General features: G+C 44.1%; 10 protein-coding genes. 4 read left to right on the top strand and 6 right to left on the bottom strand.

Features of this window, described 5'->3' with window-relative positions; all coding sequences use genetic code 11:
• The first annotated feature begins 199 nt into the window (after nt 1–199).
• On the top strand, nt 200–3,031 hold the full coding sequence (locus tag EZE20_RS18940; RefSeq protein WP_132120625.1) for a coiled-coil domain-containing protein: 2,832 nt from the start codon (nt 200–202) through the stop codon (nt 3,029–3,031).
• 534 nt (nt 3,032–3,565) lie between these two features.
• Here EZE20_RS18940 and EZE20_RS18935 read toward each other — a convergent pair.
• The gene (locus EZE20_RS18935; protein ID WP_165933526.1) at nt 3,566–4,243 is read right to left on the bottom strand and encodes a porin family protein; all 678 of its coding nucleotides are present in this window, start codon (nt 4,241–4,243) and stop codon (nt 3,566–3,568) included.
• A 327-nt stretch (nt 4,244–4,570) separates the two neighbouring features.
• Here EZE20_RS18935 and leuS point away from each other — a divergent pair, with 327 nt between their 5' ends.
• Nucleotides 4,571–7,366, top strand: coding sequence for a leucine--tRNA ligase (leuS, locus tag EZE20_RS18930; protein ID WP_132120621.1), 2,796 nt, complete (start codon nt 4,571–4,573; stop codon nt 7,364–7,366).
• 325 nt (nt 7,367–7,691) lie between these two features.
• Here the strand turns inward: leuS and EZE20_RS18925 are convergent, their stop codons facing one another.
• Nucleotides 7,692–7,916 carry a hypothetical protein gene (locus EZE20_RS18925; protein ID WP_132120619.1) on the bottom strand — a complete coding sequence of 75 codons (225 nt, stop codon included), beginning with the start codon at nt 7,914–7,916 and terminating at the stop codon, nt 7,692–7,694.
• A 177-nt stretch (nt 7,917–8,093) separates the two neighbouring features.
• The gene (locus EZE20_RS18920) at nt 8,094–8,474 is read right to left on the bottom strand and encodes a DUF3244 domain-containing protein (RefSeq protein WP_132120617.1); all 381 of its coding nucleotides are present in this window, start codon (nt 8,472–8,474) and stop codon (nt 8,094–8,096) included.
• Between the two features lie 189 nt (nt 8,475–8,663).
• Between EZE20_RS18920 and EZE20_RS18915 the strand changes: the two genes are divergently transcribed.
• Nucleotides 8,664–9,539, top strand: coding sequence for a glycerophosphodiester phosphodiesterase family protein (locus EZE20_RS18915; RefSeq protein WP_132120615.1), 876 nt, complete (start codon nt 8,664–8,666; stop codon nt 9,537–9,539).
• A gap of 10 nt (nt 9,540–9,549) precedes the next feature.
• Here EZE20_RS18915 and EZE20_RS18910 read toward each other — a convergent pair whose 3' ends face one another.
• Both EZE20_RS18910 and EZE20_RS18905 read right to left on the bottom strand, forming a co-directional pair.
• A complete protein-coding gene (locus EZE20_RS18910; RefSeq protein ID WP_132120613.1) occupies nt 9,550–10,215 on the bottom strand; it encodes a hypothetical protein in 666 nt (221 codons plus the stop codon).
• A 97-nt stretch (nt 10,216–10,312) separates the two neighbouring features.
• On the bottom strand, nt 10,313–11,875 hold the full coding sequence (locus EZE20_RS18905) for a bifunctional GNAT family N-acetyltransferase/carbon-nitrogen hydrolase family protein (protein ID WP_132120611.1): 1,563 nt from the start codon (nt 11,873–11,875) through the stop codon (nt 10,313–10,315).
• 498 nt (nt 11,876–12,373) lie between these two features.
• Here EZE20_RS18905 and EZE20_RS18900 point away from each other — a divergent pair, with 498 nt between their 5' ends.
• Nucleotides 12,374–13,264 carry a hydroxypyruvate isomerase family protein gene (locus tag EZE20_RS18900; RefSeq protein WP_132120609.1) on the top strand — a complete coding sequence of 297 codons (891 nt, stop codon included), beginning with the start codon at nt 12,374–12,376 and terminating at the stop codon, nt 13,262–13,264.
• Nucleotides 13,265–13,395: 131 nt separating this feature from the next.
• Here EZE20_RS18900 and EZE20_RS18895 read toward each other — a convergent pair whose 3' ends face one another.
• Entirely contained in the window at nt 13,396–13,692 is a 297-nt protein-coding gene (locus EZE20_RS18895; protein WP_228713881.1) for a hypothetical protein, read from the bottom strand.
• Between the last annotated feature and the right edge of the window lie 298 nt (nt 13,693–13,990).

Raw genomic sequence — 13,990 nt, 5'->3', positions numbered from 1 at the left:
TACTATACGTAGCCAATTCATACAGGATGCATCTTTGGTATACTCTTTTTGATGACAGTTTGACAAAACAAACTAAAATCAGTTGGATTTGACCGACCCAGGGTCCGCTATTCAATCTGATTTTGGTATCAATCGATTTAACCATCGAGTTAGGCGGTGCGTGTTTTGGGTGCAGCGTAGCTCTAAATGAAGTACGAGTATGAAAATGAAACTACACAAAAAGGGGACTCGCCTGATAGGGCTGTGCCTGATGATGGCCTTGGCGAGCGCACAAGTAACACAGGCTCAGGTTAAAGGAATAAGTTATACGTTGGCTCCCTCGGGAGAATATGTGTTCTGGAATAAAAATACCGGAATTAGTGATGGATTTTTGGTAGGTGGACAGCTCGGATTCGGTTTCGGAGAGTTCGTGGAGCTCCGGGCTACGTACCTGCAATCGCTGAATCTGACTAGAAATTTCAGTTCACTTTCCACACCCGCTTTGCAAAATGCGTTATTGGACACCATTAATGTTGGTGTACAGCGCTGGGGTGGCGACTTCAAAATTAATTTAGCCCGTGGAGGGGTGGTTCCGTATCTGACTTTGGGCACGGGGGTTCAAACGCTGAGTCCGGATGACCTTACTGCTTTCAAGAACATTTATGTATCGGCCGGGGGCGGTCTGCAATTCAGTGCAGGAGACCGATACACCTTTGGCGTACAGGCGGTCAATACGAGTTTTAACGATTCGCCGGTGCGAAGTCTGACGAGCGCGGCGGAGCGAACAGCCAATGAATTGGCATTGGCCGATTATCCCAATGAATTGTTAAGAAACTGGTCCGTTCGGGCCTCACTGATTTTTTATCTTGGCGGGCGCAAGCCCGGCGACTTGTCGGAACTTGACAAAGACTATCTGGCAAATTTTTCCAGGGGTATCAGTCTGCCTATCGAAGTTACGGCTGGTCAATTGAATTTTGATAAGAGTTTACCATTTGCCAATACCAAATTTATTGGGGTAAGTTCAGGATTCAATTTTGGACCTTACGTAGGCATTCGTGGTTTTTACTGGCGAGGGATGGAAGACGGCTATTTTTCAACTGCCGATCGCCTCGCTCTGTATGGAGGAGAAGGAAAATTTAAACTTTCCAATGGGCAGGGACTAACGCCCAATATAACCGTCGGTGGTGGAGTAATTGACGCTCTTGAAGGCTATGAAGTAAACGGAATCAGCGTTGAAATGGATAACAAACCCTTCGTCTCAGGTGGTTTGGGCCTGGATTTTCCTTTTTCCCGATCACTTAAACTGACGGCTTATGCCAAGGCACTTCTAACTTCAAACGACTTATTGGAAAATACCGTTGATCCGGATGAACTTAGTACGAGCTGGGCTTATGGCCTGAGTTTGGGGCTATTGCTGGGAAATGGGCGAGATCCGGTGAAGAAAATTGAAGAAGCATCTTATGATGCAGTCGTCATGAAAAACATGAAAGCTGAAATTGAACGTAGCGAAGATTTGAAAAAAAGCTATGAAGAAAAAATCGACGACCTTAATGACGACATTCGTGACGCCCGGGCCGATGACGACCGCACGCGGGTAAATGAACTAACCGAGGAAAGAAACGAACTCAGAAAGCGAATTGCTGAAATTGAGGACATTCAGCGGCAGGAAAAAGATGCGAATAAAGAAGCATATGATAAGAAGGATGGGCAACTCATGAAAATGAACCCAACGGAATTCAGAAATAAACTGGATGAGGCCGAAAAACAAGCGGAACGCGAGTTTGAAAGAAATCAATCGCAGCGTCGATATATGGAAGAATTGCAGGAACGTCTGCGTTCGATCGAAGACAAGCTTGATCAAATAGAAAAAAATAACGAAGAAATTCGGCAGGATTTTAATAACTCTAACCGGAACGATCAACGGAATAGTTCGTATGATTCCATGAGAAATTCCGGCAGAATGTCAGGAGGTCGACAGGGTTCTGCTAATTACGGAGATCTTCCTCAGGATCAACTGGATGCAATGCGTACTGAGCGCAGAAGGGCAGTAGAAATGCAGGCTGCCTATGAGAAACGGATTAGTAAACTTTCGGCAGAACTCGACAGCGCCAAAGCTCAGAAAAATGAAACACTTGAAAAAGAACTTACCGATGAAAAGCAGGCGCTCGAAGACGGAATCGAAAAAATAAAGGCTGCCGAACAAGCCGAAGAAGAAGCCAATCGGTCGGCCTATCGAGATGGAGATCCGGCTGCAATGAAGCTCATGACAGATGAGTATAAAAAACGTATCGACGAAATCGAACGTACCAATCAGCGGTATCAGCAACGCATGGAGCGTTCGATGAATCAGTTGGAACGCCGCTACGAACGTCAGCAGAACCAACGACTAGGTGCCCGGAATGACAACCGGCAGGAACTGGAAGCAGAACTTCAGGCACTCCGAAATGAACTGGAAGAGCTTCGTCAGGGCCAAAATCGGCAGGACGGAGTTGTGAGAATTGTGGATGAACCCGTAGAAACTCTACCCGAGGAGATGGAAGTGGAGCAGGCAGCAGGAGTTTCGTCACTTGCGACAAGTCGCAATTTTATTACTCCCGAGCAGCAGGCATTTGTAGGACCTCATGCGGCCAAAGACGGTTTTTTTAGCCGCCTCCATTATAACGGAATGTCTGCCCTGGGTGGAGTAAATTTTGGTGGAGCCACGACGCTCAATATCGGTTTCCGAAGCCACTACCGCTACCGGGAAACTAATTTTTACCTCATGCCCGAAACCTTCCTGGGATTTGGTACTAGCAGTACTTTTGGTTTGTTTGTAAATGGTATTTATGATTTTAAACTGAAAAATGAAACGGATTTCAGCCCTTATGCCGGTGTTGGACTTGGATTGATGAAAATAGGATCCAATGAATTTAACAATACGCAGGGGGTGTTTAATATCATTGTGGGAGCCAACCTGTTTCAGGTCGCCGGAGGACGGTTTTACGTTGATTTGTCGGCCAGAAATTTGTTTAGAAACTCCCAAATATCCGCAGGCTACCGACTGCCATTTTGATCGGATAAGTTATAAGAATGTACCAATAATTTGATTAAAGCTTTTTTCAGGATTTGAACCAGAATATTCTATGTTCAAATCCTGAAAAAAGCTTTTTTTATGAGATTAATTGAAAACGAATTCTAAATAGCCATGACCAATTATATTATAGTTCTTGGTTTTCATATTTTATTGATTTTCAGTATATTGAATCAAATAATTATTGTAAAACAGTTTGTTCTAATTCTGAATATTTACTTAAAAAATCATTTGTTTAATACTATTTTTTAAATACAATAGATTATTGATGAAGATTTCATGTAGTGTTTAAATAAAAAAAAGAGATTGTTTCCAACAAAAAAATATTTAGATATCTAAATGAAAATAGAATTTTCTAAATTATAATACAAGCCCTGAAAGGGTTCCATCCATCAGCACAGGGTGTAGCCCTGTGAAAATGTGAAAATATATAAATATGAAAATATAAATACAAAAATAGCGAGGCCGTGAATCATAGATCCACGGCCTCGCTATTTTCAAAAAAATACTTAAACCTTACAAAATCGCAATGCCGAGAGTTGCCTGAAACAGGTTACTTTTCCGGCCAAATTTGTTAGCAGTTTCTACGTTGTTGTAATTGATATTGACAACATCATTCAGATTACCTTCGTACCGAACATCCAGACTCAGGCGTCCAAAATCGAAACCAACGCCTGCCTGATAGCCAAACGTAACGTTATTGTTATACGTTTCTTCGACCTCATTATCCGTATACTGATTAAACGCATCGCTTATTTTACCAGAATTGGTCATACGAAGCGAGGCCACCGGACCGACATTGACCCGGAAAAATTTGCCAAACCGACCACCCAGCATGACCGGAACGTCAAGATTGCTGAAACGAACATCGAGTTTTCCTTCTTCGTTGGTTACACCGTCGCGGTACACATTAAATGTTCCTCCTTTTTGGCTGAGCAAAATCTCAGGCTGTACGTAAAACTTCCGGCCAAAGCGAAAGAAAACCCCACCAGCAAATCCTAACGCACGGTTGCTATTATCTTCAAAATTAAATGCTGAGCCACCTGAGCCAAGCGATAGATCATTGCCCCGGATATTGGAAAGATTAACTCCTGCTTTCAAACCAAATCTGAAAAACGGGTCATAGGTGGACATTTGCGCTGAGGCGGAGTAGCTGAGTAGCGTGGCAATAGCCACAATGAATAATTTTTTCATACACTTATAATTGATTAGTACTTTTTGATGAATACATAAAAATAGAGTGCCAATAGGAACCAGGACCTCAATCGTAGGGATCATCACCAAATTGTGGGAAGGTCTTTCCCCGCTTAGGTCTACACTAGTTGTCTTGTTTTTTACTTATCCCATGCCGATAAGTTTTGGAACAAATCTCATCCAATGACAATCCAACGAATAGATACCCCCATGATCTGCCGAATGTTCTGTTCAAATACGGGTAAAAACCCTAATTTTGCACCCAATTAGGATATGAACGTTCATTATTTATAAATAACACCTACTTCAACAAATAATTTCCTGCGCATGAGTGAGTATAACCCCCGCGAAATAGAAAAAAAATGGCAACAATTTTGGGAAGAAAATCAAACCCACCGCGTTGAAACGGACCCGTCCCGCCCCAAATATTATGTGTTGGATATGTTTCCGTACCCTTCCGGAGCCGGCCTGCACGTGGGGCACCCGATGGGGTACATTGCCTCGGATATTTACTCGCGCTACAAGCGGCTGAAAGGATTTAATGTGCTGCATCCCATGGGATTTGACAGCTTTGGCCTTCCGGCAGAGCAGTACGCCATTCAGACGGGTCAGCATCCTGCCATAACCACCGAAGAAAATATTGCGCGGTATATAGAGCAACTCAAAAATCTGGGGTTCAGCTACGATTGGAGCCGGGAAGTGCGTACCTCAGACCCCGGGTATTACCGCTGGACGCAGTGGATTTTTGGCGAATTATTTAATAGCTGGTATAATAAAGCAACGGATCAGGCCGAGCCGATCGAAACTTTACTTGCTGCTTTTGAAGCACATGGAAATGCTACTGTTCAGGCAGCTTGTGATGATGAAATCCCGTCGTTTACTGCCGAGGACTGGAAGACAATGTCTGAGGAAGAACAGTATACTCTTACGCTAAAATACCGGCTTACTTACGTAGCCGAAGCAACCGTAAACTGGTGTCCGGGTCTGGGAACGGTGCTTTCCAATGATGAAGTAAAAGACGGAGTTTCGGAACGTGGCGGTTTTCCGGTGGAGCAAAAACTCATGCGCCAATGGATGATGCGCATCACGGCTTATGCCCAACGACTTCTCGATGGCCTATCGACGATTGACTGGACGGATTCGCTGAAAGAACAGCAGCGCAACTGGATTGGACGTTCGGTAGGAGCAATGGTCAAGTTTGATGTGGATCAGCATCCCGGCGAGGTTGTGGAGGTTTTTACCACTCGTATTGACACTATTTATGGTGTTACGTTTATGGTGCTTGCACCGGAGCATGAACTCGTCGCCAAGATTACCACCGATGCCCAAAAGCACGAGATTGAATCCTATATTGAGCATACAAAAAAGCGTTCGGAAAGAGATCGGATGGCCGATGTCAAAACCGTTTCAGGTGCGTTCACAGGAGCTTTCGCTGTTAATCCATTTAATCAGGAAAAAGTACCCGTTTATATAGCCGACTATGTATTGGCAGGTTATGGCACGGGAGCGGTGATGGCCGTGCCCTCGGGCGATCAGCGTGACTGGAATTTTGCCACTCACTTTGGCCTTCCTATTGTGCCGATTCTGGACGCGCAAAAAGACGTAGAAACCGAAGCCGATGCGACCAAAGAAGGTCATTATATTAATTCGGGGATGATTGATGGTCTGACGTACAGCGAAGCACTGCCCGTACTTATTGAGTGGCTGGAAGCAAATAAACGCGGGTATGGAAAAATAAACTACCGCCTGCGCGATGCCGTATTCAGCCGTCAGCGCTACTGGGGCGAGCCCGTGCCTGTATTTTACAGAAATGGTCTTCCGTACTTGTTGCCCGCCGAAGCGCTGCCGCTGGAACTGCCCGCAGTTGACGCCTATTTGCCAACCGCCACGGGCGAGCCGCCCCTAGGCCGGGCCGAAGACTGGAAACACGAACAACAGTACGACTACGAGCTCAGCACTATGCCCGGTTGGGCCGGTAGCAGCTGGTATTGGTACCGCTATATGGATTCCCAAAATCAGGAAGCTTTTGCTTCTCAGGAAGCAATTTCCTACTGGCGCGATGTAGACCTGTATATGGGCGGTACCGAACATGCCACGGGTCATTTGTTATACAGTCGTTTTTGGAATAAGTTTCTGAAAGACAGAGGGTTTGTGCCCGAAGAGGAGCCGTTTAAGAAACTGATAAATCAGGGGATGATTCAGGGACGAAGTAATTTTGTCTATCGAATTAAGAGCGATCAACCCACAAAGCCTGTATTTGTGAGTGCCGGGCTACGGCATCAATACGAGGTGTCTGCTCTGCATGTAGATGTTAATAATGTCGAAAATGACGTGCTTAATCTGGATAAATTTAAAGCTTCCCTGCGAGATGTTTCGGCAGAGGATGTGGAGTTTATCCTGGAAGATGGCCGCTACATTTGCGGGGTTGAAATAGAAAAAATGTCGAAGTCGAAGTTTAATGTCGTCAATCCGGATGACATTGTGGAACGCTACGGAGCTGATACGCTGCGGTTGTACGAAATGTTTTTGGGACCACTCGAACAGGCAAAACCCTGGAATACCAACGGTATTGACGGCACCTACCGCTTTATCCGTAAATTCTGGCGGCTGTTTTATAGTGAAAATGGAAATTGGCTCGTAACGGATGCGGAACCTACCCGCGACGAACTGCGCATTTTACACAAAACCATAAAAAAAGTAGCAGAAGACATCGAGAGTTTTTCTTTCAATACGGCCGTAAGTGCGTTTATGGTGTGTGTCAATGAATTGGGCAGTTTGAAATGCCACAAAAAAGCGATTCTAAATGATTTGGTGATTTTGTTGTCTTCGTACGCGCCGCACATCACCGAAGAACTTTACGCCGCTTTGGGATATCCTGCCGGTACGCTTTCTACGTCTCAGTTTCCTGAATGGAAACCTGAGTTCGTGGCAGAAGATGTTTTTGAATATCCTATACAGATCAACGGCAAAGTTCGGGTGACGATCCCGTTTGCTGCCGATCTGTTGCCTGCGGAGATAGAAAAGCAGGTGTTGGCCCACGAAACCGTTTTGAAGTGGCTTGATGGTAAAACGCCGAAGAAGATTATCGTTGTTCCGAAAAGGATTGTGAATGTGGTGATTTAATGTGTTTTCTTTCCTCTGTTCTAATGTGTTTCATCCGTTTCGATGGGTTTTGCCCGTTTCAATGGGCTTCACCCATTGCTGATGGATTACGCCCTTTCAGGGCTTAGTTGGTTTGGTTTTATGTTTTTTTGCATTGATTAATTTGTTTGGGCTTTACCTATTGCTGATGGATTTCGCCCTTTCAGGGCTTGGTTGGGTTTTGTTTTTCTGATTGTTGTTTTGCCAAATTTTATTTGGTGAAACAACAAAAATAAAAAACGGGAGAGGCAATCGCCTCTCCCGTTTTGGTATTAACCCTCTAAAAATTAACCGTTATTAAATTGTATTATTTTGAGGTTAGTTCCAGATTAACAATCTCAGCTTTTTGTTCCGGACTGTACTCAACAGGCTTTACCTTTTTGGCAGGAGCCGGTGCCGGAGTTTCCAATGCTGGAATTGACTTTGGTAAGGTCGATTCCAGACTTAACGTGCGGTTAGTAGTATCGTTAGCTAACACAATAGTAGTACTAAGAACTACGGCAATCAGGGATGTTATCGCTATATTTTTCATTTTTTTAGATCTGTTGATTTGGTTTTATCGTGCATTGATTTCAATGACTTTGCAAAGATAAGTGATGAAGTTAAATTGTATTTTACGAAGTTCATGAACGGTTTTTAAAATCCATGAACGGATGCAGGTTTATCCTATTGGCAGGAGTTCACTGCATCCGTTGGGATTCGATGCGGATTATTCAAAAGTTAAGGTTCGCTGCGTAACGGCGGTTGCGCTCGAAATCACAAATTCTTTTACTTCTTTGTCCACTTTACTCACAACGGCAAGTTTGTACTCACCATCCTGCAACGCGCTCAGGTCAAATTTGATACATGCTTTCGTTTGCTTACGACTTACATTTTCGCGTGCCAAAATATCTCCCTGTGAGTTCATGATCAGTACTGTGGTGTTCAGAGGCAGCGACTTTTCAATATTCACGTTAAGTCTGCCATCCTGTGACGTGTAAATGCCTGTTGCAAATGAGGTTGCTTTTTTTGAGCCTTCACCAGGTCCTGCAGATACAGCGGTGGTTCCAAATGCGAATGCGAAAATCAATGTTTTGAATGAAGTTTTCATGGCTATGTTTTTTTAAGTTGGCTAATAGATGTCGTTATTGACTCTACAAAGGTGGGGTATAAGCAGGTACTATGTATTACAAAGTACAGGAGCGGACGCTCCATCGGATAAATGGAAAAAGTAGGGGGGATGAATGGTATAGAAAAAAATGCTATTCTATCTTTGCGAAGGATCTAACTGTTTGCGGTCATGAAGTTGTGCTTTGGAAAGTATGGGTTAATTGTAAGTCTTGTTATTACTGGTTTTATTGGCTGTACTTCAAGAAACTACCTGTTAATCAATAATTTATCGGATTATCTTCGCTATTCACCAGATAAAACTCCGTTAATAAGTGCGCACCGGGGCGGCGGATCGTATGCCGGTTATCCCGAAAATTGCCTGGAATCTTTTGGCCATTTAGCTCGTCAAATGCCCCTTATTATAGAATGCGATATTTCCACCACAAAGGATAGTGTCCTGATTATGATGCATGACGATACCTTTGAACGAACAACCAATGGTACAGGAAAAGTAACGGATCAGCCTTGGATCTATGCTCAGAATCTACGACTGGAAGATCATCGGGGAACGCTTACCAACTATAAAATTCCAACGCTGGATGAGGTCCTGAAATGGGGCAATGGTAAAGTGATTTATACCCTGGACGTTAAGCGAAATGTGCCGTATCAGTGGGTAGTGGAGGCTGTGCAGAAAGCTGGGGCTCAAAATTATGCAGCCATTATTACCTATTCAGTAACGCAGGCAGAACTTGTTCATCGGCTGGACAGAAGTTTGATGATTTCGGTTACGATTCGGAATCAGGAAGAATATGAGCGCCTGCAAAAAGCCGGGATTCCTGATAATCGCATGATTGCTTTTGTCGGTACCCGCGAGCCTTCGGCTGAATTGTATGAATTCCTGCACCAGAAAAAAATACGAACTATTTTGGGTACTCTCGGAAACCTGGACAAAATGGCCGAGGCTCGTGGCGAAGACACCTATCGTAAGTTTGTGGACAATGGAGCCGATATTCTCTCCACCGATCGTCCGCTGGAAGCCGGGCGGGCCTTGGGTCTTATTCGTTAAAAAGAGCCGCTTACTGTTCCAGCGTGGATAGAAGGGTAACTACGTCTTTTTCGGAGCGCAGATTCAGGTTTTGTTCCCGCACAATAACCCGCGCCGAAGGATGATGCGACAACCGCGACAGCAAACTTTTCTCCGTAAGTTTGACGGGTTGCAAGGCCCTGCGAGCGGTTTGAATATACAGATCTTCACTTTTGATGTATTCGTAATCATACTTCAATGCTTCATTGTAGCCATTTTTTTCTACCGCATCCAGGCGCGCCCGATATTTTCGCAGGAGTTTGGTTTGTCCCAAATACACTGCTTCGTAATATTGATTATTTATACGAACAAAGGTCTTGTCAAGAATGGTGAAGGTTTCCGGAAAAACCTGTTTTTCACCGTCAATCATGCTTATGAAAAGGTAATCTTCCAGAATGTTATAGTTCAAAGGCAACGTCAAACTGCGATTATTGGCTAGCGGGATCGTGCCGGTTTGCCATGATTTATACAAAAAAGGCGAACCTTTAATGGATACGGTTCGGTAACTGTTCTGTTCGTTATTGCTCCGATAATCGTACAGTTGCGCCTGAATTGCATAGCGGTGAACGTCGGTGGTAGAGTCGTAGGCAATTTCGGTTTGCGCATAAAGCAGCTGACTTGCGGTAAAAACGATGACGAAAAAAAGTAACTTTTTCATAGCGAGCCAATAATTATTTTCACAAAATCAAATATACAAAAAATGGTCGGGAAGATTTTTTCTCCGACCATTTTGTTAGTGCCTGTATATCAGACAACTATTTGTTGGTTAATTCTGTTTTAATTTCCACTTTGGGCGTCGCTCGGGACCGTTTTTTGAGCGAAACGTCGTACAAATCCGTCCGGCGATCTTTCATGATCTGCACCGATCCGTGCTCGTGCAACTCTTTCAATTGTAACAAATCTACATCGGCAATCAGCATCATTTCGGTGTTTGGCGTGGCTTCTGACTTGATGGCGTTGGTCGGGAACTGAAAGTCAGAGGGAGTAAAAACAGCAGACTGCGCGTAGTGAATATCCATATTTTCGACGCGCGGCAAGTTGCCCACACAGCCCGAAATTGCGACGTAACATTCGTTTTCGATGGCCCGCGCCATAGCACAATTGCGTACACGCATGTAGCCGTTTTGAGTATCCGTCAGGAATGGCACAAACAGAATTTCCATGCCCTGCTTGCCTAACAAACGGCTCAATTCAGGAAACTCTACATCATAGCAAATGACAATGCCAATTTTGCCGCAGTCCGTATCAAAAACTCGTACGTCGTTGCCACCCACCATTCCGTAGTGTTTCACCTCGTTGGGCGTGATGTGTATTTTCCGAAATTCCTCGCTGCTACCATCGCGTCGGTACAAATAAGCCGCATTGTACAGGCTTTCATCCTCGACAAGCGGCATGCTTCCGCCCACAATATTTACATTATAAGAAATGGCAAATTCCTGCATTTTCTTGCGCACAACTGCCGTATAATCAGCGAGTTTACGAATAGCCTGAGGCTCGGGCATGTCGTTAAACTGCGCTAGAAGCGGCATATTGAAAAATTCAGGAAAAAGAATAAAATCAGCTTTGTAAGAGCTTACGGCATCTACAAAAAATTCAACCTGATCAAAAAAAGCATTTACATCCTTAAAAAGCCGCATCTGCCACTGCACCACCCCAATACGGATGATAGAATCGGACGGATTGGTTCGTTTTTTGCCCGGCTGAAAATAAATATTGTTCCATTCCAGCAGCGTTGCGTATTCCTTCGACTCGGTATCGCCGGGCAGATAATTGTTCAGAACTTTTCGTACGTGAAAGTCATTGGCCAACTGAAATGTCAGCGTCGAATCATACAGTTCCCGACGCTTCACTTTGTCAATATATTCTTTTGGGGTAAGTTCGTGCGAATAGTGTGAATAGTTAGGAATACGTCCTCCCGCCACAATACTCCGCAGATTAAGCCGCTCGCAAAGTTCTTTTCGGGCGTCATACAGCCGTCGGCCCAGACGCATATCCCGGTTTTCGGGATGTACAAAAACCTCAATTCCGTAGAGCACGTCGCCTTTCGGATTATGCGTTTTGAAGGTATAATTTCCTGTGATTTCGGCGTACGTATGTTCGTCGCCAAACTTTTCATAAGAAATGATGATCGATAATGCCACGGCCACCACCTTTCCGTCTACTTCGACGCAGATTTGTCCTTCGGGAAATTTTTCAAGCAGAATATCAATTTTATCTTTTCGCCAAAACTGACCACCAATTCCCTGATAGGCTTCAATCATGGCAGCTTTCAGGTCGGTGTAGTCTTCTTCGGTGAGTTCGCGATTAATAATTTTCATAAATACAGCGGGTAGTTCAGTTGGATGGTAAACGTTTTATTGAATAAAAAGATTAGAATCAGGCACGAATAACTGCCTGAATGAAGGGATACATTATACTTTCCAGAAAGAAAAAAAAGGAATTGAAAAGTGAATTAAATCTGAAAAATGCAATTAAAAGAAGGGTAAGTGAGCTTTGAGAGCCATTGATTGTTGCAAAAATACAAAAAAGAGGCTCAGGAAACAAAAGTCATTTTTGGTTTGACGTTTAGTGAATGAGGATATTTAGAAACCGAAGTTTGACTTAAAATTATGATAAAACCTCTTGCCGATCTTGTCAAACCAAGTAAAATCCAACTCGCCTTTCTTTATAAGATAGTAATAAATTATCGCCGAAAGGGCGTAAATTCACTACCACAGGGTGCAGCCCTGTGAACCATTGAACACGGAACCTGTGAATCTGCGAATACGAAAAACAAAGAGATTACGCGTTGATATTTTACCTAAAACACATTCCTGATGAAACCAACCTTTTCCCGCCGTTCTACGCTCAAAACCATGCTGGGTGGCACCGCTGCTTTGTCGGCTACCCTTTCGCTGACCGAAGCCTTTGCTGCTTCTGATGCGGCGCTTGGAACTACATTGAAAGGAAAAATCAACCACTCCGTTTGCCGGTGGTGCTACAGCAAAGTGTCGCTGGAAGACCTCTGCCGCGAAGGGAAAGCGATGGGCCTGCAATCGATTGAATTGCTGGGACCGGACGAGTGGCCTACTCTTGCCAAATACGGGCTTACCTGCGCGCTGCCAAACGGCGCCGGTATGGGTATCGCCAAAGGATTTAATGACCCCACGCTACACGATGCGCTCGTCGAAAGCTATGAAAACCTTTTCCCTAAACTTGTGGCAGCCGGATACAATACTGTCATCTGTTTTTCCGGCAATCGCAACGGCATGGACGATGAAGTAGGGCTGCAGAATGCGGCCAAAGGACTGAAACGCCTGATGGCTTCGGCAGAAAAACACAAAGTAACCATGATTATGGAATTGCTCAACAGTAAAGTAAACCATCCTGACTACATGTGCGACACCTCCAATTGGGGTGTGGAATTGTGTAAGCAGGTTGGTTCTGAGCGCTTTAAACTACTCTACGATATTTACCACATGCAGATTATGGAAGGCGACGTAATTGCTACAATTAAGAAGAATCATTCTTACTACGGACATTACCACACGGGCGGCGTTCCGGGTCGGGGTGAAATCGATGACTCGCAGGAATTGTACTATCCGGCAATCATGAAAGCGATTGCGGACACGGGTTTCAAAGGCTTTGTAGCGCAGGAATTTGTCCCCAAACGTCCCGACGTACTCGCTTCTCTGCGGCAGGGTGTGCAAATTTGTGATATTGCCTGAGATATCTTCAGCCTGTTGAAACAACAAAAAGCGAGTATCTTATCCAGTAGTTGGAAGGATGCTCGCTTTTCTTATAAAGCTTTGATTAACAATGATGTATGATTAATCAAAGAATTTTTTTGTGGTGTTAGTTACTTGTCTTTTTCAAACCCTTCCATTTTTACAAATTTGTTGTAGAGGCCGAGCATCAAAAATGAAGGGGCCCATTGCCCAACAAAGACAGCGTCTCTGTCACGGCCCAAAATTTTGAATGTGGCCGAAATCGCCATTGAGCCCAAAGCGGCCCAAAGAAAAGTATCAGATGGCAGACGGGCGGTGTAGTCTTCTATGGCAGCCGCAACCGGGCCTTCTTTATGTTCTGGATTAAACTGATCTGCTTTTGACTTTAACTCCTCAGCCGTTGATTTAATGTCGTTTCCTGTGGTCATTTTGCTAGATGTTTATTAGTAAAAAAATGGTTGTTTAAAGCCTTCTCAAAACTTCTTGCGAAAGGCTTGTTTGTTGTTTTAGGTTAAATAATCATACCATCCCTGCAAAACTTGACTAAATATGCATGGGTTCTTTACCAAAAACCTGTAAAAACACCTGGTCTTTCCTGTGAAATGCTTCATTCGCCCGTATAATTTTTTTTCAGGAATAGAAGGAGCCCTATTTCTTTGGGAGAAGCTGGTAAATAATTGGTCAGTGTGCGAAAAAAAATACGTGCAAACCGGCAAATGATTAGCT

This window comes from Arundinibacter roseus (assembly GCF_004348825.1).
GTDB lineage: Bacteria > Bacteroidota > Bacteroidia > Cytophagales > Spirosomataceae > Arundinibacter > Arundinibacter roseus.
This window is presented reverse-complemented; position numbering and strand designations above follow the sequence as displayed.

Bases quoted from the DNA above. Each gene is read 5' to 3' on its own strand.
- EZE20_RS18940 (WP_132120625.1), top strand. From the start codon at position 200: ATGAAAATGAAACTACACAAAAAGGGGACTCGCCTGATAGGGCTGTGC.
- EZE20_RS18935 (WP_165933526.1), bottom strand. From the start codon at position 4,243: ATGAAAAAATTATTCATTGTGGCTATTGCCACGCTACTCAGCTACTCC.
- leuS (WP_132120621.1), top strand. From the start codon at position 4,571: ATGAGTGAGTATAACCCCCGCGAAATAGAAAAAAAATGGCAACAATTT.
- EZE20_RS18925 (WP_132120619.1), bottom strand. From the start codon at position 7,916: ATGAAAAATATAGCGATAACATCCCTGATTGCCGTAGTTCTTAGTACT.
- EZE20_RS18920 (WP_132120617.1), bottom strand. From the start codon at position 8,474: ATGAAAACTTCATTCAAAACATTGATTTTCGCATTCGCATTTGGAACC.
- EZE20_RS18915 (WP_132120615.1), top strand. From the start codon at position 8,664: ATGAAGTTGTGCTTTGGAAAGTATGGGTTAATTGTAAGTCTTGTTATT.
- EZE20_RS18910 (WP_132120613.1), bottom strand. From the start codon at position 10,215: ATGAAAAAGTTACTTTTTTTCGTCATCGTTTTTACCGCAAGTCAGCTG.
- EZE20_RS18905 (WP_132120611.1), bottom strand. From the start codon at position 11,875: ATGAAAATTATTAATCGCGAACTCACCGAAGAAGACTACACCGACCTG.
- EZE20_RS18900 (WP_132120609.1), top strand. From the start codon at position 12,374: ATGAAACCAACCTTTTCCCGCCGTTCTACGCTCAAAACCATGCTGGGT.
- EZE20_RS18895 (WP_228713881.1), bottom strand. From the start codon at position 13,692: ATGACCACAGGAAACGACATTAAATCAACGGCTGAGGAGTTAAAGTCA.